We start from the raw sequence: 23020 nt of genomic DNA, 5'->3' as shown, positions 1-23020 counted from the left end.
GTCTAACCTGTTTTCGGGGCCCGTGCGCTATCTGCGCCGGGCCCTTTAGACTCTGAATCCGGCTCGAGATGAATCACAAAAACCGATCCGGGGTACTGATCGGTCAAAGCGTCTTCGATATCGTCACAGATATCATGGGCCGTCGCAACGCTCATGCCACCGTCAACGACCAGATGGAACTCGACAAAGATCATGCTGGCGGATCGACGGCCCCGCAGGTCGTGATATTCCAGCGCCCGGCCCAGATTTGCATCGATGATGCTCCGCACTTCATCCAGTTCGGGATCAGTAAGGGACACGTCCATTAGACCGTCAATCGACTTGCGAATGACCTTCCATCCCTCCCACAGAATGTTCAGGGCGACCAGAATGGCCAGGATCGGGTCCAGGATCAGCCAGCCGGTGGCAAGGGCCAAAACCAATCCGATGACAACGCCCACCGAGGTGAACACATCGGTAAAGATATGCTTTGCGCTGGCCTCAAGCGCCGGAGAGGCGTACTGCCGCCCGACCCGCAGCAACATATAGGCCCAGGCACCGTTCAGAGCGGTTGCCAGCACATTGATTGCCACCCCGGTCAGCGGGGCCTGGTCCAGATGCGACGATGACAGCGCGGCAACGGCCTCTCGCAGGATTAGAAGCGCCGCCAGCACGATCAGCACACCTTCGACAACAGCAGACAGGTATTCGGCTTTCTTGTGCCCAAAGGGGTGATTATCGTCAGGAGGTTTGCCGCCGATCGAAACCGCAAAGAACGCCAGCAAGGCCGCGACCACATTGACCACGGATTCCATCGCATCGGACAACAAGGCGACCGATCCCGTCAACCACCAGGCCAACAGTTTCAAGGCCAGAACCGCGATGGAAATCGGGATCGACCACAGGGCAAATTTCTGGATCATCGCATTGGTGTCCTGCAACCTTGGGACAGGTCTATCACTTTGTTCGATGATCCCTATGGCTTTTTCTGATCAGAAATCAAGCGTCTGCTTGTGCCGCCTCATAGGCCAGCATGGCGCGTTTCACCGGCAGGCCCCAATGATACCCACCCAGCCCTCCGGATTTTCGCAGCGCGCGGTGGCAAGGGATCAGCCAACTGACCGGGTTTCGACCCACGGCCGTCCCGACGGCGCGCACAGCTTGCGGTGATCCCACCCGTTGCGCGATCTCGGAATAGGTTGTGACCTGCCCCGAAGGGATATGCATCAGCGCTTCCCACACTTTGATCTGTAGGGGCGAGCCAATCAAATACAGAGGCGTTGGTTCCAATCGGTCGCTCACCGCGCCAAATGCACTGAGCGCCCAGGGCCGCAGGCGCATCGGGTCCTCGACGAAATTTGCATTGGGCCAACGCGACAACATATCCGCCATGGCATTTTCTTCGCCGGTTTCGGCCCCAAAGGCCATTCCGCAGATGCCCTTGTCGGTGCCCATCACCAAAGCAGGACCAAAAGGACATTCAAACCATCCCCAATAGATGGTCAAACCGGCACCCCTACGGGCGTATTCGCCGGGGCTCATGGATTCCCATTTCAGGAACAGATCATGCAGGCGACCGCTGCCGGACAGGCCCACATTCAGGGCGGTTTCCAGTGTCGTGAACCGCTCGTGCAGCAACGCCTTGGCATGGCCCAGCGTCAGATATTGCTGATACCGCTTGGGCGATACCCCGGTCCAACGTGAGAACAGGCGCTGGAAATGCGCGGGACTCATATCCATCTGCTGTGCCAGTTCATCAAGACTCAGGGCCTCTCCGCCCTGATCAATCAGGTCAATCGCCCGGCGCATGACATTATAATGATAGCCGTTTTCTGGGGTCTGGACATTCATGGTCGCACTCCTTCCATAGACAGAAGATGGCCTGTTACCGACCAGAGTGCGACCCGATTCTTGCGCTATCTGCGCCCTCAGACCTGCGGGATAACGGTATAAGGTGCCGCCTCTTCCGGGGGTGCAACCTTTTCCATGACGTTGATGCTGACATGCGGCCAGCGGATCAGACCGGGCTTCCCGTCAAAGCGTGGGAAGAAATCCAGACCAACATTCTGCAGATACATCATCAGCAGCTTGGGTTCACCGCCAATTCCCGGCTCGTCCAGTTCCATGATCCAAAAGATCGAATCCATCACCGCCGCGTTGGCTTGTTTGACAACAAACGGAATGTTGACGATCCCGGCATCCTCAAGCGCGGTGTTGAACGGCAATATCGTGGTTTTTTTCACATTGTTCGGTATTCCAGCTGCCAACAACAGATGCGGATGCACAGGGTCGAAGCCTGGGAACCCCGGGGCGGTCACAACGCCGTTGAACGGATTATCGTGATAATGTTTGTAGGGCGAAAGATATCCGCTGTTCAGGTCCTTTGTGGCCCCTTCGGGCAGCCCGTCCACCACCGGAATCGTCGGCGGTCCATCGATCTCGCTCGCTTCTCCAAGACCTAACAACGAGTCGCCATGTGGCACCGTTCCCAAACGTGCAACGTTCAGATTGTTTGTGGTCAGATTGGTCATATGCAGGAAAAGACCGGGCTCGTGATGGATGGCCAGATCGGCAGGTCCAGCCAGTCCGCTGTCGGGGCGATCTTCAGCCGAGAGCTGCGCGATGGACTGCTGATAATCCAGCGTAACCACAAACTGATCGGTGTTAATGGTCGGGTCTCCTGAGGCCGGGTTCGGACGCTCAATCCCGCGGTTTGGAACCGCTTTGTCAACGGTCGTGAATTGAAGCGTTTCCTCGAATTGATTAACCAGCAGACGGTAGTTGAGACGGCTGCCAGGCTCGGTCGCAAACGGAAGCGCGATCATGTTCCAGCCACGTCCGCGCGTGCTGTCGCCGTTCTTCCAAACTCCGGGCAATAATTTCAGGGGGCCGAGGTCTTCGTCGCCTTGATGGGCCAGCTCAACAGACCGATAACGGGACTGCAGTTTTGCGGCAAGATCTGGGTTCGCCATGGATCAACCTTTCAATAATTAAATAAAATATCCGCCAATGCGGGAAAAATGCGCTGAAATAAAAATAGGCTGCGCATCGCGAGAATAACACGAATCAGGCTTACCCTACGTAATCCAAAACCCACAGCTATCCGCTAAGCAGATTCTTGCTTGTGTGGTTACCCGAGCCATCGGCTTGCCCTGCGCCGCAATACGTGCATACGTCGCCGCATGGCCAAGCAACTTGATTACCACACTATCCGAGAGATTTTTACCCGCTTTCAGCAGGCTGACCCGGAACCTGAGGGTGAGCTAGAGCATGTGAATGTCTATACTCTGGTCGTAGCGGTGGCGCTGTCTGCACAGGCCACCGATGTCGGCGTCAACAAGGCTACGCGCGCCCTTTTCAAAACCGCTGACACCCCGCAAAAGATGCTGGATCTGGGCGAAGATGGCCTGATCGAGCATATCAAAACCATCGGTCTATTCCGCCAAAAGGCAAAGAACGTTATCAAGCTCAGCCGTATTCTGGTCGAAGAGTATGACGGCGAAGTTCCCAATTCCCGCGCCGCGTTGCAATCGCTGCCGGGCGTCGGGCGTAAGACCGCCAATGTGGTGTTGAACATGTGGTGGCGCTATCCGGCGCAGGCCGTGGATACGCATATTTTTCGTGTCGGAAACCGAACAGGCATCTGCCCGGGAAAACATGTGGATGCGGTTGAACGCGCAATCGAAGATAACATCCCGACCGACTTCCAACTGCACGCACATCACTGGCTTATCTTGCATGGCCGGTATCACTGCAAAGCACGCAAACCTATGTGCGGAACCTGTATCATCCGCGATCTCTGCCAATTCGAGGACAAGAACCTATGAAAACCTACCAGCTCACCGGTATTGGAAACGCCGTTGTGGACGTGATCTCTCAGGCCGATGACAGTTTTCTGGAACTGATGGGCATCGAGAAGGGCATCATGCAGCTGATAGAACAGGAGCGGGGTGAACTTCTTTACGCCGCTATGGAAGGCCGCGTGCAAACGCCGGGCGGATCCGTTGCGAACACGATTGCCGGTGCCGGCGCACTGGGACTGAGCGCAGCCTTTATCGGACGCGTACATGATGATGCGTTGGGACGATTCTACGCAGAGGCGATGCACGAGGACGGTGTGGATTTCGTGAACCCGCCCGTACCGGGTGGAGAGCTTCCGACCTCGCGCTCGATGATTTTTGTCTCACCCGACGGTGAACGGTCGATGAACACCTATCTGGGGATTTCCTCGGAGCTTTCCTCGGCGGATGTGTCAGCCGGGGTCGCGGGTAACAGCCAGATCATGTTCCTTGAAGGCTATTTGTTCGACAAGGAAAAAGGCAAAGCTGCGTTCCTTCAGGCCGCACGGGATTGCCACAAGGGCGGCGGCAAGGCCGGGATCGCCATTTCTGACCCGTTCTGCGTTGAACGGCACCGGGTCGATTTCCTGCTGCTGATCGAAAATGAACTGGATTTTGTGATCGGCAACGAGGCCGAGATCAAATCCCTGTTCGAAACCGACGATCTTGAGGATGCACTGGCGAAAACCGCCGATATCTGCCCTCTGGTGGTCTGCACCCGGTCAGGCGACGGGGTAACTGTGCTGAATGAAGGTCAGCGCTTTGACATTCCGGTGGAAAAAATCGTTCCCGTCGACGCCACCGGCGCAGGCGACCAATTCGCAGCCGGGTTCCTGTTTGGCATGGCCACCGGGCGCGACTATGAGACCTGCGCCAAGATGGGCAATGTCTGCGCCCGAGAGGTGATCAGCCATATCGGCCCGCGCCCCAAGGCGGATATGATCGATTTGCTCAAGCAGGGCGGCTTGCTTTAATCGGATCAGGACTGGCCTATAGTTTGTGGGAGGGGCAGAGCCCCTCCCCTCACGGTTATCTCTGCACGAACAGGGCGATCCAGACGCCTACGAACATGAATATGCCACCAAGATTGACCCAAGTGTGCCAAATCGCATAGCGGAAAGGCAGTGTCTTGCGGGCATAAAAGACTGTGCCGATCACGTAGCTTGCCGCCCCGGCCAGAATGCACCACAGGACTGAAACGGGGACATCTTTCAGATCGGGTATGGCGCACAGCCCCAGCGCGCCCAGACCCAGATAGGATGCTGTTGACCATCGGGACTTGACCGTCTTGTTGGCGATCTTGTTCCAGATGGCCACCACAGTCAGCCCCCAGCACAACCAGAGCAAAGTCATGGTCCAGCCGGTACCGGCCAGCAGGAAAAAGGGTGTGAAGGTGCCGCAGATACTGGAATAGATTGCGGCATGGTCTATGCGTCGCAGCAGCTGCCGACGCTGGTGCCAGCGGGAAAAGTGATAAAAACACGAGGCCAGATTAGAGCCCAACGCACAGGCTACATAAACCAGAACCGCAAGAATAAGCCCGCTGTCGAGCATCAGGTACGATTTGCGGATCAGCGCTCCGCCAGCGGTCAAAATCAACGCCAGACCGATAAGATGCACGACCAGATCGGCGCGGCGGTGGCATGGGTCCGGACTGGGATAGGTCTGTGGGATCATGTCAGTTCAGGTGATCCGAAAACGCTGCAACCACGCGTTCATACACGTCGCGTTTGAACGGCACGATTTCGGCAACCAGCTGGTCCGGTTCCTGCCATTTCCAGCGGGTGAATTCGGGATGCTCAGTCTGAATGTTGATCTGATCGTCGCGGCCAGAGAACCGCATCAGATACCATTTCTGCTCTTGACCCCGATACCGACCTTTCCAGATCTTCGGCACGATGTCATGCGGCAGATCATAGGGCAACCACCCCTCGGTCTCGGCGATGATCTCGACCAGATCTGCCGTGACGCCGGTTTCTTCCCACAGCTCGCGCAGCGCCGCATCGCGCGGGTCTTCACCCTGGTCCACACCACCCTGAGGCATCTGCCAGGCGTCCTTGTGGCGGTCGTTGCGCTGGCCGACGAATATCTTACCCTCGGCATTCATCAACATCAGCCCGACGCAGGGGCGGTAGGGCAGTTTGGCAATCTCTTCGGGGGTCATACGCGGCCTCGTGAACATGCTTTGGAGCGTCTGTAACAAGCAGCGGGCCCAAGGCAAAGGGTATGACGTTAGGTTTCGCGTGACAAAGATGACGCGAAGGTCAATCTGGCAGCCAAATTCTATAAGGGAGAGTTCTGGATGACTGCATACCCAAACATGCTGGCCCCGCTGGATCTGGGCTTTACCACGCTGAAGAACCGCGTGCTGATGGGCTCGATGCATACCGGGCTTGAGGAGACCGGCGATTGGAATCGGGTGGCCGAGTTCTATGCCGACCGCGCGCGCGGTGGCGTGGCGCTGATGGTGACTGGAGGGATTGGACCAAATCTTGAAGGTTCGGTACTGCCGGGGGCATCAATGATGACCAACGACAAAGAAGTGGCAAACCACTCAATCGTCACCCAACGGGTGCATGAGGCCGGTGGCAAGATCGCGATGCAGATCCTGCATGCGGGGCGCTATGCCTACGGGCCGAAATGTGTCGCACCCAGCCCAGTGAAATCTCCGATCTCTCCTTTCCCGCCGACCGAGCTGGACGAAGGGGGTATCGAGAAACAGATCAGCGATATCGTGAACGCCGCGGTCCTGGCCCAGAAAGCGGGCTATGACGGGGTCGAGATCATGGGGTCCGAAGGGTATTTCCTCAACCAGTTTCTGGTGACTCACACCAACAAGCGCGAGGACCGTTGGGGTGGCTCTTACGAGAACCGGATGCGCCTGCCGATCGAGGTCGTGCGCCGCACGCGCGAGGCCGTCGGCACGGAATTCATCATCATCTACCGCTTGTCGATGATTGACCTGGTTCCCAACGGATCTACTCATGATGAGGTTGTGGAACTGGCGCAGCGGATCGAAGAGGCTGGCGCCACGATCATCAATACCGGCATCGGCTGGCACGAGGCGCGGATTCCCACCATTGCCACCAGCGTTCCGCGCGCGGCCTTTGCTTGGGTGACCAAAAAGCTGATGGGCAAGGTCTCGATCCCGGTCATTACGTCAAACCGGATTAACACGCCGGAGGTCGCCGAAGAAGTTCTTGCCACGGGGTGCGCCGACATGGTCTCGCTGGCCCGCCCGATGCTGGCAGATGCGGATTTCGTTAACAAAGCCATCGCTGCTGAGGCGGCGACGATTGCACCCTGCATCGCTTGCAACCAGGCCTGTCTGGATCACACATTCCAGGGCAAACTGACCTCGTGCCTGGTAAACCCGCGCGCTTGTCACGAAACCGAACTGGTGATCACACAGGCCGACAGCGTGAAGAAAATCGCCATCGTAGGGGCGGGCCCGGCAGGCCTGTCCACCGCAATGACCGCCGCGCAGCGTGGCCATGACGTGACCATTTTTGACCGTGCCCGTGAGATCGGCGGCCAGTTGAACATGGCCAAGCAGGTTCCGGGCAAAGAGGAATTCTGGGGTCTGGTCGAATGGTACCGCACCATGATTGCCGATTTGGGCATTAAGGTAGAGCTTGAGCGCGAAGTGGGCGCCGACGATCTGACTGGTTATGACGAGGTGGTAATTGCCACCGGTGTCGTTCCGCGTGATCCGAAAATCCCTGGTCAGGACCGAGACAATGTCGTCGATTATATCGACGTCCTGCGCCACAAGACCCCGGTTGGCCAATCAGTGGCCGTGATCGGAGCAGGTGGGATCGGCTTTGACGTGTCCGAATTCCTGCTGGAAGAAGGCCACAGCATCACCACCGACTTGCCTGCCTGGATGAAGGAATGGGGCGTTACCGACCCGGCCGAGCATCGCTCGGGGCTGGCACCTGAAGGGCCACAACCTGCCGCCCCCGCGCGCCAGGTGACTTTGCTGCAGCGCAAGGCGCAAGCCCATGGCAAAGGGTTGGGCAAGACCACCGGCTGGATTCATCGCGCAACGCTGAAGATGAAAAACGTCAATTTCGTCGGTGGCGTGAATTATGAGCGGATCGACGATGACGGGCTGCATGTGAGTTTCGGCGAAGCACGCGAGAACCCGACAGTAATTGCGGTGGATACGATTGTTCTGTGCTCGGGCCAGATCTCGGACCGCAGCCTGGCCGATACGTTGATCGAACGTGGCATCACCCCACATGTGATCGGCGGCGCGGATGTTGCAGCCGAATTGGACGCCAAACGGGCCATCAATCAGGGCACGCGGCTGGCAACCAGTTTCTGATATGCCTTGGCCCGGTCCAGAACCGGGCCAATCGCTCTGCTGGTATTGGGGTCAGTCGGCCAGCGCCAGCTTTGCACCCAATGCCCCAAAGGCCCCGGCGAAACAGCGCCTGACCCAAGCCATGACAGTGGGCCGCTGGATCACATAGTCGCGTGCCACCGCAGCGAAAGCGCCATAGCCAACAAAGACGACAAAGGTCATGGCCATGAAGGACAAGGCCAACTTGATCAGCTCTGCTTCGGCGGCACCTGTACCGGCGGGAATGAATTGCGGCAGAAAGGCCAGAAAGAACAAAGATAGCTTGGGGTTCAACACATTGATCAAGGTGCCCGTGATTGCAATCTTCACATACCCTTTTGCGGGTTTCTGGCTCTGTACATCCAATGCTCCGCCTTGCCGGACGATCCCCCAGGCCATGTAAAACAGATACAGCACCCCAAGGTATTTTAGCACCAGAAAGGCCAGCGCGCTGGTATGCAGCAGGGCCGCAAGACCGACGATACTGGCCAGCGCAGCAGGTACGATCCCTATGGTACAGCCAATCGCCGCCGCAAAACTGGCCCAAAAGCCACGCCCCAACCCAACCGCAAGCGTATAGATCACGCCGGTGCCTGGTAAAAGCACAACGATCAGAGACGTCAGTAGGAACTCTGTCGACATCCCAGCCCTCCCTTTCCTAGCACGCAGAATTTCCGGTTCGAAAGGAAAAGTAAACGCCATACATCACTGTGGCCCGGCGACATTCCTGAAAGCCCGCCGGATACCAACAGCAGAAGTCCCTTATCGCTTATTCAACGGTTATCGTAATCACCTCAGACACGATGGGCGTGGAATGCGGTACATGACCTGCATCGCCCAGCACTAGCTGAAGCGTATGTTCGCCTGCAGCCATTTCCAGCGTCACCTCGGTCTGACCGCCGCCAAAATGGATATGATTGTCATCCGCGGGCAGACCATAAGACAACTCATCCGCACCGTCCTCTCCCTGCCCCAAAGGCGGTCGGTCGATCAGCAGATGATGATGCCCGGTGTTTTCCTTTTCAGTACCCGCCGGCGCGACCCCCATGCCGCTGAGGCCAAAGACCACGGTGACCGGAGATTGGACAACGTCGCCGTCAGACAATTTCACAAAATAGACCTGCGCTTCGGGGTTTGATGGTGTTTCACCCCCGGCCAGAGCAAATGTCGCCGACAGGCAGGTTGCGGCAATAGCTAAAACAGCTTTCATAATCTTCTCCGTTGTCACAAATTTGCCATCCTCATGGTAGCATGTTTCGGCCCGAAATCGAGGATACCCGTTGTCAAAAGGCTTGTGGCCCATATGGAAACCACTGTTTCAGAGTTTCCCCAGCGCAAACGATCCGATTCAAATCCCTGATATTATCCCATGTCCGCCCTGTTTCCGCCCAGATTTGACGTAAAGATCAGTTAAAGAACCTACACCTGGGGAACAAGAATGGACCGACTGACCGAAATGGAAGCCTTCGCCAACGTGGTGGACCAAGGCGGTTTCACCGACGCGGCCAAGAAAATGGGCATCTCAAAATCGGCTGTGTCCAAGCACGTTTCCAGCCTGGAAGCACGCCTGGGCGCAAGACTTCTGAACCGCACGACGCGCCGCGTGTCACCAACCGAAATCGGGCTGGCCTATTATGACCGGGCCCGCCGCGTTCTGAATGACGCGGGCGAGGCTGATGCGCTGGTCACCTCGATGCAATCTGCCCCCTCTGGTCTGCTGCGGATCAGTGTGGCGACAGATTTCGGCGTGAATCACCTATCTCCGGTTCTGTCGGGATTTCTAGCTGCCTATCCCGACATCACGGTGAATATGGTGCTGAACAATCGCTATGTTGAGCTGATCTCGGAAGGGTTCGACGTTGCCGTGCGGATTGGTGAGCTGGAAGACAGCACATTGCGCGCCCGCAAGCTGACCGAAACCGTCAAGCGGATGGTCGCCGCGCCCACCTATATCGAGAAATTCGGGCGTCCGCAAAAGATCGACGACCTGAACGAACACAAGCTGTTACATTATTCCAGCCAGTCTTCGGGCAATGTGTGGAAACTGACCGCACCTTCGGGTGAAAAACGTCAGGTTCGCACCGCCGGGTGGCTCAGCGTGAATGATGGGCAATCCTTGTTGAACGCTGCGGTCTCAGGGCTTGGGATCGCGCATCTGCCCAGCTATCTCTATTCCGACGCGCTGAAGTCGGGCGAAGTTGTCGACGCAATGCCGTCGCTGCCCGATGAAGTGCAAGGCGTTTATGCCGTCTACCCGCCCGGTCGCTTTACGCAGCCCAAGGTGCGGGCATTCATTGATTTCCTCGTCGATGCCTTCAACGAAAAAGGCCCGATGGACTGGTAATTTCTCCCGGTGGAAACTGAACGGCCCGCACAAGTAGTGTGGGCCTTTTTTTATTCGCTGAACACGGCCAGCCCCATACTCTGCGCGACCGTACGCAAGGATTGGATCAGGATATTCTGTCCGGGCAGATCAGCTTCTTTTCTGCGAGAAAGAAGCGCGATATCGCGGTTGGCATTTGTTATAGTCAACGGGCGCAAATGGACCTCATCGCGGTAAATCCCCTGACGTCTTGCATACAGGTCCGGCAACACCGCAACCCCAACCCCCGAGGCCGCCATCAGTACAATGGAATCAAGCGTGGTCCCCTCGTATTCATCCGACACAACCCCACCGCATTCCGCCGCCAGCGCATAGACGATCCGGGACAGACGGTGGCTTTGGTCCAAGGTCAGGATCAGCCGGTCGCGCAAGTCTTGAGCCGTAACACCATACGTATCATTTGACAGCACATCGTCTACGGCAACTCCAATCCACAGAGTCTCGTTGAACAAGCGCTGCTGGATTGTGTTCGGGTGATCCTCGGGCGTGGAAAGGATCAGATCAAACCGACCAGATTTAAGTCCTTGTTCCAGATCACGGGTGTTTTCCTCGCGCACGACAATGCGCAGACCGGGGCGGTCCTGATGGACCTTTTTGATGACCTGAGGCAGCAGGTAGGGCCCGATTGAGGGCAACACGCCCAGCCTTAGCCGTCCTGAGACCGGTGTCTCGCTGCTCATCGCGTGGCGCAGATCCCGGACTTCGGCAAGGATCTTCTGGGCGCGTTCGATGAACTCTTCGCCTTTGGCAGTCACCTGAACACCACCCCGGTTACGATCAAAGATGCGCAGGCCAAGTTCTTGTTCTACAGAGGCAATTTGCGCCGAGAGGCTGGGCTGGCTGACATTCAGAACCTCAGCTGCCAATCCAAATCGACCCAGTCGGCTGACCGTAACGATATATTCCAGTTGCCTTAGTGTTGGGCGCATTTCATAGCTTTAAACTATCCAAAAATTAGAAAGATAATATTTGGATAACAAAAATAGGCAAGGCACTTAGCCCGTGAAATCGGGACAGGAGCCAAAATGCCCAGCGTAATCGAAACCCTTTCCAGCAACTTGCTGGTCCCAACCATCCTTTTCTTCGTCCTCGGGCTGCTCGCGGCTTTTGCCCGCAGCGATCTGTCGATCCCCGGTGGGGCAGCCAAGTTCATGTCGCTGTATCTGCTGCTGGCCATCGGCTTCAAAGGCGGCAGCAGCCTGGCCGAGCATGGCATCCCCATGGATCTGTTCCTGACTTTGCTAGGCGGTGTGGCGTTGTCTTTTGTCATCCCCTTTGTGGCATTCGGCCTGCTCCGGGTCATGACACGGCTGGACGCGTTGAATGCGGCGGCTGTTGCCGGGCATTATGGGTCAATCTCAATCGTGACCTTCGTCACCGCAACCAGCCTGCTGGATTTGGTGGGTCTTGATCATGACGGCTTCATGGTTGCTGTCGCCGCCGCGATGGAGGTTCCCGCCATCCTTTCGGCCCTTTGGCTGGCGCATAAAACCAGCAGCAAGGGCGTCAATGACAATGGGCTGTGGCGCGATCTGTTGGCAAACGGGTCGATTGTCCTGTTGACCGGGGCCTTTCTAATTGGCGCTATTACGGGTGGCGAAGGGATGCAGATGATTGCGCCCTTCATCGTCACACCCTTCACCGGCATCCTGTGCCTTTTCCTTCTGGATATGGGCATTTCCGCAGGGCGCAGCCTGATCAAGAACCGCGACAAGCTCTCGCTGGGTCTGTTTGCCTTTGGAATGCTGATGCCCCTGATCGGCGCTGCGATGGCCTGGGTGGTCGGGGCGGTGATCGGCCTGCCCGAAGGCAGCCTGTTCCTGTTCATGGTCCTGTCTGCATCCGCCTCGTATATCGCTGTGCCCGCGGCGATGAAGATCGCGCTGCCAAAGGCCGAGGCCGGGATTTATCTGACCCTGTCGCTGGGTGTGTCCTTCCCGTTCAACATCACGATCGGGCTGCCGCTGTACCTGTGGTGGGTGATGTAGGGATCAGTTGATCAGCAGAACCGCCTCGACCCGGCGGTTCAAATCGCGACCTTCGGGCGTTGCATTCGAGGTGATCGGGGCCAGATAACCAATCCCCCGCGCCTCGACCCGGTCGGCGGCCACGCCGTATTTCTCGATCAGCCGGGCGCGCACGGTTTGCGCCCGGCCCGTGCTGACCGAAATATTGGCCTCGAGTGCGCCGGTATCATCCGTGTGCCCGACCAGAGCCAGCCGCGTTCCGGGATTGTTCGACAAATACTGCGCAATCTCATTCAGAGAGCCGAAAGGCCCCTCACCCAGGGTTATTTCGCCCGTGCGGAAATGCAGATCGCCCAGAATCACGTGGCCCTCTTGGGCAAGCTCTGCCAACAGCCCCTGCGCCTGATCGACCTCTTCTTCGATCACCAGCGGAGGCGCGGCCTCGGCCCCCTCAGGTGACACGCGGATCATCTGCACATAGCCATCGGGCGGGTTTCGGCTGACCAAAAGGCTCAGGACTTCGTCGCCCTTGGCAGCGGACAAAAAGCGATAGTCCTGGATGGCCACATACATGTCAGGCGTCGGGACAACCTCGGTTCCAAAGCGAAAATCGAAGCCACCGCAACTGCGGGCGTCGCAGTCAAAGATAACCTCATACCCCTGGGCTTTGATCTGTTCCCGCAACGGGGCGAGCAGCTGCAAAGTGGTGCTGGACCCGGCCTGCAGCCGCCAGGTATAGCGCTCGACCCGCCCTTCGACCCGGCGCGCTGGGACTGTTCCGTCGACGTAGGGGCCGGTGGGCAGGTCATAGCTGTCGAGCGGGCTTGTGCGGTCGCTGACCAGACGCGCGCCCGAAGGCAGCGTCAGCTCTTGGCCGACAACGGGCGACGCAATGAGCAACAGGAATATGGCGAGGCGGCGGATCATCTTGATTGGGCGTGATACTCGGGGTTGGGGGACATCGCGGTCGCGCTTGCAACACGGTTCGACATGTTGAAAAAGCCGGTCACATTGGCAATGTCCCAGATATCGCGGTCGCTAAACCCGGCATCGCGCAGGACCTGCCGGTCAGGCTCTTCGATCTTGGTGCTTTCGGTGGTCATTTTAGACGCAAAATCCAGCATGGCACGCTGCCGCTGATCCAAAGGCGCAACCCGGTAGTTCATGATCAACATTTCACCCAGCTGCGGATCACCGGACAACTGCCTGACAGCCGCACCATGTGCGACAAGGCAATAGAAACACTTGTTTATTGCCGACACGACCACCGCGATCATCTCACGCTCGAGCTTGGACAGCCCGCTATCGGCCAGCATCAGATCGTTATACATCGCGGTGAACGCGTTCAGCTTGTCGATGTCAAAGGCATAGGCCCGCAGGACATTGGGCACAAACCCCAGCTTTTCGACGCAAATGTCGAAGTATTTCTGCGTCTCGGGCGGCAGCGGATCAGCCATCGGAAGGTTCAGCGCGGTGGGCAGGGCAAGATCGGTCACTTTGGGTTCTCTCCTTCAACCAGCTGACGGTAATGGTATTCTCCGGCAAGCTCCATCCCAAGCGCGCGATAAAGGCCATTGGCCCCCGCATTCGCCTTGGTGCAAATCACGCTGAGCGTCCCGGCGCCCTGATCCTGTGCCCAGAGCGCAGCCGCGCGCATCGCCCATTGGCCCAGGCCCTGACGGCGATGAGCGGGCAAAATCTCAAGTGCGTGGACCATGGCCACGTCCCCATGCATCGCAACAAATCCAGTACCAGCAGGTTGGTCACTATAGCGAAGCAGCAGGCCGGTCTTTGGACCCGGGGCTCGCTCCATCACGGCCAGCCGCTCTGGTCCAATCCCGCCCTCGGCCCAGATCTCACGCATGATTGCCAGCGGCTCCCATATCGAGAACACCGTTACGCGGGGGAGCGGAAGATCAGTCAGATGCTCAACCGGGCAGGTGTAAATATTGACCGGATCCAACACGGAATAGCCCCGGCCTTCAAGCTGCGTATCCAGCGCCTCGTCCCCTGGCCACAGGCAAAAGATGCGCTTTTGTCCCAGTGCCTGCATCGCGACCTCGGCCGCCGCAATATCCTCATCCGAGGCAGGCCCCAGCGCATTGGCCGCACTTACCCGCGATCCGCCGCCCAGACCCTGACGCACCAGAAACGGCCCCAGCTTTTGGCGCTGCGCAGATGGCCATGTACCCTCGACGACGTCAGGCCAGGTAACGCTCACAGACCAAGCTCTTTCGCCAACCGGGTTGAGGCCGCGTCGATCCGGGCACCTTCGGTTCCGCGAATGACCACATTGGCGCCAAACACACCGTTGATCTGAAACGGATAACACCCGATGGACAGATCCTGAAAATCCGCTGCGAGTGCCGCAAGGGGGGCGGCGATATCGCCTTCGCCGCGATCCACCCGTAAGGTTTGGGACAGCAGAGGAACACCGCCGGTCAGACCCGGCAATACACTCGCCACCATCGCCTGAAAGACCGAGGGCACCCCAGCCATCACATGAACATTGCCGATGGTAAAGCCTGGCGCAGTCGACACCGGATTGTCGATCAGCGTGGCACCATCAGGGATGCGCGCCATGCGCAAACGGGCAGCGTTCAGTTCCAGCCCGGATTTCTCGTAATGCGCTTCAAGCAAAGCGCGGGCATCGTCGCGGATGTCGATATGCGCGCCAAAGGCACGGGCGATGCAATCGGCGGTGATATCATCATGGGTCGGTCCAATCCCGCCGCTGGTGAAGACATGATCAAACTTTGCCGACAACGCCTGAACGGCGGCTTCGATTGTAGCGGCGTCATCGCTGACCACACGGACCTCTTTCAGGTCGATCCCCTGCTTGGTCAGCTCCTGCGCGAGATAATGCATGTTTGCATCGCGGGTGCGACCCGACAGGATTTCATCCCCGATCACCAGCATGGCTGCGGTTGGATTTTGCATGGCCTGCGCCCCCTTGATCGACCCTTTCCGCAGGTATAGGCCCTGAAGCATGCGATTTGAAACCCCTCTTGTCCCCGCCCACCTGATCCGCCGCTATAAACGCTTTCTGGCCGATTGCAGGCTTGAGGACGGGCGCGAGGTGACAGCGCATTGCGCCAATCCCGGCTCGATGATGGGACTGGCCGAACCGGGCGAGAAAATATGGTTGGAGCCCAATGACGACCCGAAGAAAAAGCTGAAATATGGCTGGCGGCTGGTCGATCACGAAAACGGGCATTTCACCGGGGTCGATACATCAGTTCCGAACCGAGCCTTGCGCGCATCCCTGATGGCGCGAGAAATCCCCGAGCTGGCAATGTATGAAACCGTGCGCCCCGAGGTGAAATACGGCGAGAACAGCCGCGTTGATTTCCTGCTGACCCAGCCGGGCCTTCAGGACGCTTATGTCGAGGTAAAATGCGTGACCCTGTCTCGCGAACCCGGTCTGGCCGAATTCCCCGACAGCGTCACAGCGCGCGGAACCAAACATCTAGGGGAACTGACAGCTATGGTGGACCAGGGGCATCGCGCAATCCTGCTGTATCTGGTTCAGCGCACCGATTGTGAGCGAATTGCATTGGCCGCGGATATCGACCCGACCTATGCAACGGCGTTCGAGTTGGCGCAAGCTAGGGGTGTCGAGAAACTGGTCTATGGCACACGGATATCGCCTGAAGGGGTTTGGGTAAACGTGACCGAAAGCCAATTGTTCATGCAGAAGCGTTGAAGGGGTAGTTTGAGCCCAAAGCGGACTAAGTAAATTCTGGTTTCAGCCTTATAACAATCGTCCCTGCCAGATTGACGATGTGTATGCCTCTCTTGTATCGACCGTGGGGCTTCGTCAGGGATCTCCGTTCCGAGCACTTTGGCATCGTATGTTGTCCAACGTGGCGTTAGTATTGCCAACACTCTGGCATAGTAGAAAGAGCTTTGTTCCGGATCGTAATCGGGGTCTTTCCAATACTCGGATAGAATTGCCTGACCAATATCGTTTGTCCAAGTTGCACTCTCAACGTCAACGGTGTCGCCAACGGGCCCGTCACACTTCGCGTTCACTAGTTCGCGCCCGCCGCAAGAAATATCGTAAACGTGTTCCGAAGTTGTCCCGTCGCTATTTAACCACCCTTTGACGATTTGAATGCGGTCTAAATTGGCTCCATCGGGACGCCTCCTTCATATCCATACGCGGCAAAATCAGCACGCGGCAGGTCCGTTTCTTCAAAATCGTATCCGGCAAAAACGCGAACGCGCATGCGCGGACCTTTGGTTGCGTAGACTTCTTTCCGAGCAAGAGAGTGCCAAATGGCCTCGCGTGTGTTTTCTCTTGCCCAAACTGCCGCCATTCCCGACGCCGAAGTTTGCCATGCATATTGGGCAACCTTCTCGTCGCCACCGATGCCGCCCACGACTTCTTCGAAACGGATCGGGTTCGCAGTGGGTTCAACGGCAGCGTTAAGTTGTTGCCCAAACTCAGTCATGAGAAGTGTGGCGTCTTTCGCTGCCAACAGCGGCACGAGACCCAAGTTCTCAGCGTGATCGGCAACCACCAAAAAGTCCAATGGTCAGCGCAGCCTAGCTTCGACACCGGTGCTGGATATCACCACCTCGCCCTTGGCAAAGCGGTAGGCTTCTTCAGGGCCTAGCACATTGTCGATCATACCGGCATCTGCAGAGTCGGACGTATCCAAATGAGTGTCGCCAAAAAAGACCTGATTGGGAAAGCTCTGCCGTGGATAAGGTGAATACTGCCTGTCGCCGCGTTGAGTGCTCGGGATGTCCTCGGCATGGGCGCAAAAAGCAAGCAAAATGGTAAGAACAGATGCAAAACGGATCATTTTTGACCTCATCTATTGCACGAATGATGCTACGTTAAATGCACATTTCTACGACTCGTTCTTGTTCTTCGAAATAATTAGATTCTATCTACCGCACTAAGCCGTTGGCTAGGTTCACCGGGGCGGAGGTGGAAGCACCTTCTTCGACTGGAGTACCTGAAGGATGTCAATAATTGCCTCAGTACTCGTTTCGATTGAACCTCGGAAGAACAGTCCGACGCCACCTTCCCCTAACTCCCGTGTGCCACCGGCGTCGTAAGTTGGTGAGAGAGAGACAAGTTCGGGAGGTAGTTCTGGGCATACCGGGTTTCTTTGAAGTATTGCGTTCGCGGTCTCGATGAATACCTGCCGAACCTTTTCGACATTGCCCTTTGCATCGGACGACTCGGTGAGTTGATCCGGAGCAAGTCTCAGGTCATCCAAACGGAAAAAAAGGCAGTCATCTTTGAATTCGGCCGAAGCGGAAGCACCCACCGTCAAGCCACCAGCGAAAGTGTTCTCGCCGCGTATAGATCCACCGTCGCTGCGGCTTTCGCATCGGAAAAGCTCTGCTTCGATCCTCCCACTTAGCGAAATCACTGTATCGTCGGCACGGGCCGTTGCTTCGGTCACGCCGATCAGTGCGTTGCAGACATCTACAAACGCGGCTCGTTTGAGTTCCTCTACAAGTATTTCTTTTGCCCGGCGAAGGTCTACGACACTTTCGATTGAGATCCTTGTCGCGTTCACATCTTTTAGTCTCAATGCCAGATCAACGGGAAACTCACGATCTCCTAGCATGACGTCCCCGTTTGCTTCGAAGGTAACCTCTTCAGCCAGCAGCGCGGATCCGAAAAGCCCGGCAGTAGCTAGTATCAGAAGAAAGATCCGATCCATCATCCTGCCCCCCCAACAATACCGCGAGATTGCATAACCGCCAGGAGTTCCATCATCGTCATCGCACTGGTGTCGATTGAGCCGCTCAACGCAACACCGATGCCACCGTCACCAATTTCTCGTGTACCGCCGGCGTCGAAAACCGGATTCAACGAAGAAAGCTCCGAAGGCATCTCCGGACAAATCACATTCTCTTCGGTGAACTCCTTTGCCTTGGTGAGAACGACCTCCTCGACGCGCTCTGTGAGGCCAATTAGGTTAACCAACCCGCCGACAAACCCGGTAGGTTGAAGCACGACGTCGGCAAGATCAAAGTGAACGCATTGATCTTGAACATTGGCGCGTGCCGCTGCGGCGATCCCAACAGTCGTCGAGATAAAGCGTACTCCACGCCCGTTGGTTCCCTCGGATTCTTCGTTTCGACAACGATAAAGCTCGACGTCCACTGAGCCAACGAGTTCAATGAGATCACCGCTGGCGCGGGCGTCGTCGAGTTCAAAGTCAACATTCAAAGAGCAACTTTGTTCCAGAGTACCCGACAGAAGCGCGGGCGCTTGGACTTGGATTTCTCGCAGATCTAAGAGCCCCCGGAAACCTAGGCGCGTTGACGTCGCACTGCTGATGCCCGCGTTAAATGTGTAAGGTAGGTTTTTCCCACGAGCGGGAATCTTGTTTGAGATGCTAAATTGAACTTCCCCGGCGTAGTCGCTTGGCGACGCATTCTGTGCACTGGGTCGAGCGTTCAACTCGGACTTCAAAAGTTCTGGGTTCGTGGTTGCACAGGATGCGAAGAACAGCAAACACACAAAGGCAAAAGGTACGGTTTTACGCGCCCCAAGTTCCGCCAAACTCCGTTGTAGTTCTATTCCCATTACCCTTCGCTCAACCTCACCGTTGAATATCAACCCTACCGTACAGCGTCACGGCGAAGGTCAACAGTTTGCACCACGAAAATATACTGGTGCGGTGTTGTGTTGTCGCAACGACTTGCAGTTGACGCGGGTCCTTTGAAACTTCGAGCATAAGCTCTGCCCACAAGACTTTTCTCTCGCGTTAAGCCCAGAGAAGGAGCAGATGCATTCGGGCATCTGCCAATATTGCGAGGGTATGCTTTCGATTCGTCCCCATGCCAGCACCTCTCATCAACAAACCGACTCCTAGGCGACACAATGTGTTTTACTCTCGACACAGGGTGCTTTTCACCTCCACAAGGGTGTTACGCCACTAAAGAGGGAAAAACCATGCGCTTGCTTTCTATACTTATTGTGACGGTTCTATTCACAACCGGCGCGGTTGCCCAAACAATCGACAGGATAACAAAAAACAACGAAATCCGATTTGGTTTTCGAACAGATGCTGCTCCGTTGTCTTACATTAACGACCAAGGTCGCCCGTTTGGTCTGTCGCCGTTGATTTGCGATCAAGTAGCGAAGGTAATTGCGCAGAAACTGGAATTGAAGGATTTGAATGTTCAGTTCATTCCGGTCGACTCTAAGGATCGTTTCGACAAAGTTGCTTCCGGAGAGGTGGATATGCTCTGCGGGGCAGCGTCGATTACACTTTCCCGACGCGAAATTGTTGATTTCTCAATTCCAACTTATGTCGATGGCACGTCCATATTGTTACCAATCGAGGCTGAAGGCACCATGGGTGCACTCGCGGGAAAGAAGGTTGGAATGAGAAGCAGCACAACAACAGAGGCGTCCGTTCTGAATTCATTTGAAGCTGCAGGTATCGACGCAGAAATGGTGCGGTTCGCTTCACACCCAGACGGTATCAAAGCACTTCGAGACGGTGAAATTGACGCCTATTTTGCAGATCAGTCGATATTGCTGGTCAACTACATTGCTGCGGGACTAAAGGGCAAATTCAAACTATCCCAGGAAATACTGACGATAGAAAAGCAAGGATTGGCCATCGCGAGGGGTGACGATAACTTTCGACTCGTTGTCGATAGTATTCTGTCAGAAATGTATGCTCAGGGCACAATGGAAGAGATATTTCGTCTCGCTTTGCCGGGGGTGGAGCCGAGCGAAGCACTAAAGGCTCTGTATGTTTTCGCCCCCATTAATCCCTGAAGCTTGTCGCGCAAAACAGTTTTGTCGGGAGTTAATCGCCCTGCGCAATAGAAGCTGGCCTTGTAAGTAAATTGACGGCTCAAGCCAGCTTGACCAATGACCGTGTTTTACTAAATGATCCTCCATTTGGCAGGCCAGTTGCCAGAATCACGGTCTTAGGCGATCCTTCGATAAATTGAAGGATCGCAATATGTTTAGATATATAATATTTGCTCTCAGTTTAAGCGCATCTAACGCCCTGTTTGCACAAGAGGCGTCCGATACTGTTGCAACGGAAGTTACGTCTGAGACTTCATCCGACCTTCTATCTGATGCTGAGTTGCAAACTTTGGTCGCCCCGGTGGCTCTTTTTCCCGACACTCTACTCATACAGATATTTGTTGCGGCCACTCAGCCACTGGAGATTGTTAAGGCAGAACGGTATTTGTTGGATAACGCCGACCGCGACCCCGTAGAGCTCGAGCCGGAAATCGAAGCTATGGGCTGGGATCCGTCTGTAAGTGTATTGGCCACGGCGTTCCCCGAAGTCGTCGGTCAAATGGCCACCCACATCGATTGGACCGAGACAGTCGGCACCGCCATGCTGGCCCAGTCCGACGATGTACTGGATGCGGTGCAGGTAATGCGGGATCAGGCAATTGACAGCGGAGCTCTTGTTTCCGGGCCCGAGCAAACTGTCGAGGTATCTGATGAAGAAACGGTTGTAATTACTCCGACACAACCCGAAACAGTGTACGTCCCGCAATATAATCCCGAGACTGTCTATACCGGCCCGTCGACCGGGGACGTAGTGGGCGCGGCCTTGCTGACATTTGGCACCGTGGCGCTGATCGACGAGATTTTCGACGATGACGACGATTGGTATGACTATTGGGGGTGCCGGAATTGCGGCGGATGGGGCGGTGGCCCGATATACAGAAACCCGGACATCGACATAGACGTCGACGGCAACGTCAATATCGGTAACGATATAGATCTTGGTGACCGAACTGATATCGGATGGAAACCCGATCCTGACCGAAAAAAGGAAGCCCGGGACAAGATCGCTGATCACAAAAGGCCGGAAGGTGGTCGCGGCGACCTGCCTGTCAACCGCCCCGAGGGTCGCACGGACGAACTCCGCGCAAAACTGAGCCGTGAATCCGGTGCTGCAGACATTAGCAGGGGAGGCGCGGCAGCAGTTGCAGCTGGTGCAGGGGCGGGGGCTATCGCGAGCGGTGCTCTGGCCAATCGAGGTAGTGGGGGCAAGTCCTTGCCGCAGGTGAATCGCGGTAATGTTGATCGGGACAAGGCTGCTGCCAAGCAGCAGGCCATCGATCGGACTAAACGGCCAGATGCGGCGAAGAAGCCTGTCAAAAAGAAACCGCAAGCAGCTAAGAAACCTCAGGTAAAAAAGGCCACGGCTCAGCAAAAACCCGCTGCGTCCAAAGGTAAGGCTATGAAGAAAAAATCTTCAGGCGGCAAAGCTCACAAGGCGTCCAAACGGGGACATGCTGCCAAAGGCAAGGGGAGGCGGTAACATGCGTAAATCTGTTTTTTCTATTTTAGTGATCGCAGTGGCTACAGGACCGGCGTTTTCCGACGGTGCCCTGTTCGAAACTCCGCAAACCGCGCTGGACGCTTTTGTCGAAGCGTTAAGGGCCGATGATCAGAACAAGCTGCTCGAGATTTTCGGACCAGAGGCAGAAGATCTAATCGGAACGGGTGATCCGGTGGAAGATCAGCAAAGAAGGCAGGAAGTGCTTGGCATGTATGCTAAAGGATACCGCTTTCAGCCCGAGGATGATGGGGTTTTTCTTCTGCTTGGCGAAGATAGTTGGCCCTTTCCGATCCCAATTCTGCAAGCTGAGAATGGTTGGAAGTTTGATTTAGAAGCCGGGGTAGAGGAGCTTTCCGCCCGTGAAATCGGACTGAATGAATTGGAAGTAATCGAAACGCTTGAGGCCTATGTTGATCTTCAGGCGGCGTTTCGTCTTGTGGACCACAATGGCGATGGCGTCATGGAATTTGCCCAAACGATCATATCGGATCCCGGCGCACGAAATGGCCTCTTCTGGCCAGAAGAAGACAGTTTTGTCGGTGAAGCCCTTGCCCGCGCCACCGCCTCGGGGTGGAGCGACGGTGCGGATGATTTCGAACCCGAACCTTTCCTCGGTTACTACTTCGCAATTTTGCAGGGGCAGGGACCAAATGCTCCGGGTGGTGCCTATTCCTATTTTGTCGGCGATCGGTTCGTGGCGGGTCACGCCTTGCTTGCGGTGCCTGCGGACTACGGAGAAACGGGTATCCATTCTTTTCTCGTGGGTGAAAACGGCACCGTGTTCGAAGCGGACTTTGGGCCGGATACGCTTGAAATAACAGCTGAGATATCGACCTATGATCCCGGCCCAAATTGGTCACCAGCCGAGTAAATTTAGATTGGCGGCGACGCTTTGTTGCCGGGCTTTGGTTTGACCGCTTTGTTGCCGCGTGCAGGTGTAGATTGAATGCAATTCTCGACTTAAGTGGCAATGGTTCGGGAAGGATCGATTTTGGGAAATCTAATTATTCGATGAAATAATTGCCCTTGATTCAATTCGACCCAATTTGCCCGCTATGGTTTGACCGAATGGCCGTTTTGTCCGCTAGGGTCAGGACTCATAGCCAATAGATGACGAGGGCTGCGATGGCGATTGCTGAGAGGAAGACCTTCGGGCACCTGTCGTAACGGGTTGCCACACGGCGCCAATCCTTGAG

Annotated in this window: 23 protein-coding genes and 2 pseudogenes; 9 read left to right on the top strand and 16 right to left on the bottom strand. The window is 56.3% G+C overall.

Features of this window, described 5'->3' with window-relative positions; genetic code table 11:
* Positions 1 to 2: 2 nt before the first annotated feature.
* The 3 genes from AC2FH8_RS18455 to AC2FH8_RS18445 form a co-directional block, all read right to left on the bottom strand.
* A complete protein-coding gene (locus tag AC2FH8_RS18455; RefSeq protein ID WP_496690428.1) occupies positions 3 to 902 on the bottom strand; it encodes a cation diffusion facilitator family transporter in 900 nt (299 codons plus the stop codon).
* A gap of 76 nt (positions 903 to 978) precedes the next feature.
* Complete coding sequence (locus tag AC2FH8_RS18450; RefSeq protein ID WP_496690427.1) at positions 979 to 1830, bottom strand: bifunctional helix-turn-helix domain-containing protein/methylated-DNA--[protein]-cysteine S-methyltransferase; 852 nt, start codon at positions 1828 to 1830, stop codon at positions 979 to 981.
* Positions 1831 to 1907: 77 nt separating this feature from the next.
* The gene (locus AC2FH8_RS18445) at positions 1908 to 2951 is read right to left on the bottom strand and encodes a heme-binding protein (RefSeq protein ID WP_142639991.1); all 1044 of its coding nucleotides are present in this window, start codon (positions 2949 to 2951) and stop codon (positions 1908 to 1910) included.
* Positions 2952 to 3161: 210 nt separating this feature from the next.
* On the opposite strand from AC2FH8_RS18445, the gene nth reads away from it, so the two are divergent.
* Both nth and AC2FH8_RS18435 read left to right on the top strand, forming a co-directional pair.
* Complete coding sequence (gene nth / locus AC2FH8_RS18440; RefSeq protein WP_271952085.1) at positions 3162 to 3806, top strand: endonuclease III; 645 nt, start codon at positions 3162 to 3164, stop codon at positions 3804 to 3806.
* Positions 3803 to 4792: an adenosine kinase gene (locus tag AC2FH8_RS18435; RefSeq protein ID WP_271952078.1), complete on the top strand. Its 990-nt coding sequence runs from the start codon at positions 3803 to 3805 to the stop codon at positions 4790 to 4792. The genes nth and AC2FH8_RS18435 overlap by 4 nt, the downstream gene beginning before the upstream one ends.
* 55 nt (positions 4793 to 4847) lie before the next feature.
* Here the strand turns inward: AC2FH8_RS18435 and trhA are convergent, their stop codons facing one another.
* Both trhA and AC2FH8_RS18425 read right to left on the bottom strand, forming a co-directional pair.
* A complete protein-coding gene (gene trhA / locus AC2FH8_RS18430; protein WP_281996029.1) occupies positions 4848 to 5495 on the bottom strand; it encodes a PAQR family membrane homeostasis protein TrhA in 648 nt (215 codons plus the stop codon).
* Position 5496: 1 nt separating this feature from the next.
* The gene (locus tag AC2FH8_RS18425; protein ID WP_496690426.1) at positions 5497 to 5982 is read right to left on the bottom strand and encodes an RNA pyrophosphohydrolase; all 486 of its coding nucleotides are present in this window, start codon (positions 5980 to 5982) and stop codon (positions 5497 to 5499) included.
* A 138-nt stretch (positions 5983 to 6120) separates the two neighbouring features.
* Here AC2FH8_RS18425 and AC2FH8_RS18420 point away from each other — a divergent pair, with 138 nt between their 5' ends.
* Positions 6121 to 8148: an FAD-dependent oxidoreductase gene (locus AC2FH8_RS18420; protein ID WP_496690425.1), complete on the top strand. Its 2028-nt coding sequence runs from the start codon at positions 6121 to 6123 to the stop codon at positions 8146 to 8148.
* Between the two features lie 51 nt (positions 8149 to 8199).
* Here the strand turns inward: AC2FH8_RS18420 and AC2FH8_RS18415 are convergent, their stop codons facing one another.
* Entirely contained in the window at positions 8200 to 8808 is a 609-nt protein-coding gene (locus AC2FH8_RS18415; RefSeq protein ID WP_142639979.1) for a LysE family translocator, read from the bottom strand.
* A gap of 127 nt (positions 8809 to 8935) precedes the next feature.
* Positions 8936 to 9376: a DUF4399 domain-containing protein gene (locus AC2FH8_RS18410; protein ID WP_281973795.1), complete on the bottom strand. Its 441-nt coding sequence runs from the start codon at positions 9374 to 9376 to the stop codon at positions 8936 to 8938.
* A gap of 228 nt (positions 9377 to 9604) precedes the next feature.
* Between AC2FH8_RS18410 and AC2FH8_RS18405 the strand changes: the two genes are divergently transcribed.
* Positions 9605 to 10510, top strand: a complete 906-nt coding sequence (locus tag AC2FH8_RS18405; RefSeq protein ID WP_142639975.1) for a LysR family transcriptional regulator — start codon at positions 9605 to 9607, stop codon at positions 10508 to 10510.
* Between the two features lie 50 nt (positions 10511 to 10560).
* On the opposite strand, the gene AC2FH8_RS18400 is transcribed toward AC2FH8_RS18405, so the two are convergent.
* Positions 10561 to 11478, bottom strand: coding sequence for a hydrogen peroxide-inducible genes activator (locus tag AC2FH8_RS18400; protein WP_281996024.1), 918 nt, complete (start codon positions 11476 to 11478; stop codon positions 10561 to 10563).
* 96 nt (positions 11479 to 11574) lie between these two features.
* Here AC2FH8_RS18400 and AC2FH8_RS18395 point away from each other — a divergent pair, with 96 nt between their 5' ends.
* A complete protein-coding gene (locus AC2FH8_RS18395; protein WP_281996023.1) occupies positions 11575 to 12537 on the top strand; it encodes a sodium-dependent bicarbonate transport family permease in 963 nt (320 codons plus the stop codon).
* A 3-nt stretch (positions 12538 to 12540) separates the two neighbouring features.
* Here AC2FH8_RS18395 and AC2FH8_RS18390 read toward each other — a convergent pair whose 3' ends face one another.
* Genes AC2FH8_RS18390 through AC2FH8_RS18375 form a run of 4 tightly spaced genes read right to left on the bottom strand, consistent with a single transcriptional unit; the run spans position 12541 to position 15456 of the window.
* A complete protein-coding gene (locus tag AC2FH8_RS18390; RefSeq protein ID WP_496690424.1) occupies positions 12541 to 13443 on the bottom strand; it encodes an OmpA family protein in 903 nt (300 codons plus the stop codon).
* A complete protein-coding gene (locus AC2FH8_RS18385) occupies positions 13440 to 14012 on the bottom strand; it encodes a peroxidase-related enzyme (RefSeq protein ID WP_281973798.1) in 573 nt (190 codons plus the stop codon). Before AC2FH8_RS18385 ends, AC2FH8_RS18390 begins: the two co-directional genes overlap by 4 nt.
* Positions 14009 to 14737, bottom strand: coding sequence for a GNAT family N-acetyltransferase (locus AC2FH8_RS18380; protein ID WP_271952061.1), 729 nt, complete (start codon positions 14735 to 14737; stop codon positions 14009 to 14011). The genes AC2FH8_RS18385 and AC2FH8_RS18380 overlap by 4 nt, the downstream gene beginning before the upstream one ends.
* Complete coding sequence (locus AC2FH8_RS18375) at positions 14734 to 15456, bottom strand: competence/damage-inducible protein A (RefSeq protein WP_142640091.1); 723 nt, start codon at positions 15454 to 15456, stop codon at positions 14734 to 14736. Before AC2FH8_RS18375 ends, AC2FH8_RS18380 begins: the two co-directional genes overlap by 4 nt.
* 49 nt (positions 15457 to 15505) lie before the next feature.
* On the opposite strand from AC2FH8_RS18375, the gene sfsA reads away from it, so the two are divergent.
* Positions 15506 to 16222, top strand: a complete 717-nt coding sequence (sfsA, locus tag AC2FH8_RS18370; protein WP_281973799.1) for a DNA/RNA nuclease SfsA — start codon at positions 15506 to 15508, stop codon at positions 16220 to 16222.
* Here the strand turns inward: sfsA and AC2FH8_RS18365 are convergent.
* The 3 genes and pseudogenes from AC2FH8_RS18365 to AC2FH8_RS18355 form a co-directional block, all read right to left on the bottom strand.
* Positions 16147 to 17153 (bottom strand): annotated as a pseudogene (locus AC2FH8_RS18365) (DUF3604 domain-containing protein). The gene sfsA and the pseudogene AC2FH8_RS18365 sit on opposite strands and share 76 nt — an antisense overlap.
* 291 nt (positions 17154 to 17444) lie before the next feature.
* Complete coding sequence (locus tag AC2FH8_RS18360; protein ID WP_281973800.1) at positions 17445 to 18209, bottom strand: hypothetical protein; 765 nt, start codon at positions 18207 to 18209, stop codon at positions 17445 to 17447.
* Complete coding sequence (locus AC2FH8_RS18355) at positions 18206 to 19078, bottom strand: hypothetical protein (RefSeq protein ID WP_281973801.1); 873 nt, start codon at positions 19076 to 19078, stop codon at positions 18206 to 18208. Before AC2FH8_RS18355 ends, AC2FH8_RS18360 begins: the two co-directional genes overlap by 4 nt.
* 369 nt (positions 19079 to 19447) lie before the next feature.
* Here AC2FH8_RS18355 and AC2FH8_RS18350 point away from each other — a divergent pair, with 369 nt between their 5' ends.
* The 3 genes from AC2FH8_RS18350 (at position 19448) to AC2FH8_RS18340 (ending at position 22695) form a co-directional block, all read left to right on the top strand.
* The gene (locus AC2FH8_RS18350) at positions 19448 to 20284 is read left to right on the top strand and encodes an amino acid ABC transporter substrate-binding protein (RefSeq protein ID WP_185956747.1); all 837 of its coding nucleotides are present in this window, start codon (positions 19448 to 19450) and stop codon (positions 20282 to 20284) included.
* A gap of 190 nt (positions 20285 to 20474) precedes the next feature.
* Complete coding sequence (locus AC2FH8_RS18345) at positions 20475 to 21803, top strand: DUF3300 domain-containing protein (protein ID WP_142639955.1); 1329 nt, start codon at positions 20475 to 20477, stop codon at positions 21801 to 21803.
* A gap of 1 nt (position 21804) precedes the next feature.
* Positions 21805 to 22695, top strand: coding sequence for a DUF2950 family protein (locus tag AC2FH8_RS18340; RefSeq protein ID WP_496690423.1), 891 nt, complete (start codon positions 21805 to 21807; stop codon positions 22693 to 22695).
* 226 nt (positions 22696 to 22921) lie between these two features.
* Here the strand turns inward: AC2FH8_RS18340 and AC2FH8_RS18335 are convergent.
* Positions 22922 to 23020, bottom strand: a pseudogene (locus AC2FH8_RS18335) (IS5/IS1182 family transposase); the annotation flags it as partial.

The organism is Ruegeria sp. CDSC025, assembly GCF_059610805.1.
Note: the sequence above shows the minus strand (reverse complement) of the source record. Positions and strands in the feature narration are given on the sequence as shown.

Bases quoted from the DNA above. Each gene is read 5' to 3' on its own strand.
- AC2FH8_RS18455 (WP_496690428.1), bottom strand. From the start codon at position 902: ATGATCCAGAAATTTGCCCTGTGGTCGATCCCGATTTCCATCGCGGTT.
- AC2FH8_RS18450 (WP_496690427.1), bottom strand. From the start codon at position 1,830: ATGAATGTCCAGACCCCAGAAAACGGCTATCATTATAATGTCATGCGC.
- AC2FH8_RS18445 (WP_142639991.1), bottom strand. From the start codon at position 2,951: ATGGCGAACCCAGATCTTGCCGCAAAACTGCAGTCCCGTTATCGGTCT.
- nth (WP_271952085.1), top strand. From the start codon at position 3,162: ATGGCCAAGCAACTTGATTACCACACTATCCGAGAGATTTTTACCCGC.
- AC2FH8_RS18435 (WP_271952078.1), top strand. From the start codon at position 3,803: ATGAAAACCTACCAGCTCACCGGTATTGGAAACGCCGTTGTGGACGTG.
- trhA (WP_281996029.1), bottom strand. From the start codon at position 5,495: ATGATCCCACAGACCTATCCCAGTCCGGACCCATGCCACCGCCGCGCC.
- AC2FH8_RS18425 (WP_496690426.1), bottom strand. From the start codon at position 5,982: ATGACCCCCGAAGAGATTGCCAAACTGCCCTACCGCCCCTGCGTCGGG.
- AC2FH8_RS18420 (WP_496690425.1), top strand. From the start codon at position 6,121: ATGACTGCATACCCAAACATGCTGGCCCCGCTGGATCTGGGCTTTACC.
- AC2FH8_RS18415 (WP_142639979.1), bottom strand. From the start codon at position 8,808: ATGTCGACAGAGTTCCTACTGACGTCTCTGATCGTTGTGCTTTTACCA.
- AC2FH8_RS18410 (WP_281973795.1), bottom strand. From the start codon at position 9,376: ATGAAAGCTGTTTTAGCTATTGCCGCAACCTGCCTGTCGGCGACATTT.
- AC2FH8_RS18405 (WP_142639975.1), top strand. From the start codon at position 9,605: ATGGACCGACTGACCGAAATGGAAGCCTTCGCCAACGTGGTGGACCAA.
- AC2FH8_RS18400 (WP_281996024.1), bottom strand. From the start codon at position 11,478: ATGCGCCCAACACTAAGGCAACTGGAATATATCGTTACGGTCAGCCGA.
- AC2FH8_RS18395 (WP_281996023.1), top strand. From the start codon at position 11,575: ATGCCCAGCGTAATCGAAACCCTTTCCAGCAACTTGCTGGTCCCAACC.
- AC2FH8_RS18390 (WP_496690424.1), bottom strand. From the start codon at position 13,443: ATGATCCGCCGCCTCGCCATATTCCTGTTGCTCATTGCGTCGCCCGTT.
- AC2FH8_RS18375 (WP_142640091.1), bottom strand. From the start codon at position 15,456: ATGCAAAATCCAACCGCAGCCATGCTGGTGATCGGGGATGAAATCCTG.
- sfsA (WP_281973799.1), top strand. From the start codon at position 15,506: ATGCGATTTGAAACCCCTCTTGTCCCCGCCCACCTGATCCGCCGCTAT.
- AC2FH8_RS18360 (WP_281973800.1), bottom strand. From the start codon at position 18,209: ATGATGGATCGGATCTTTCTTCTGATACTAGCTACTGCCGGGCTTTTC.
- AC2FH8_RS18355 (WP_281973801.1), bottom strand. From the start codon at position 19,078: ATGGGAATAGAACTACAACGGAGTTTGGCGGAACTTGGGGCGCGTAAA.
- AC2FH8_RS18350 (WP_185956747.1), top strand. From the start codon at position 19,448: ATGCGCTTGCTTTCTATACTTATTGTGACGGTTCTATTCACAACCGGC.
- AC2FH8_RS18345 (WP_142639955.1), top strand. From the start codon at position 20,475: ATGTTTAGATATATAATATTTGCTCTCAGTTTAAGCGCATCTAACGCC.
- AC2FH8_RS18340 (WP_496690423.1), top strand. From the start codon at position 21,805: ATGCGTAAATCTGTTTTTTCTATTTTAGTGATCGCAGTGGCTACAGGA.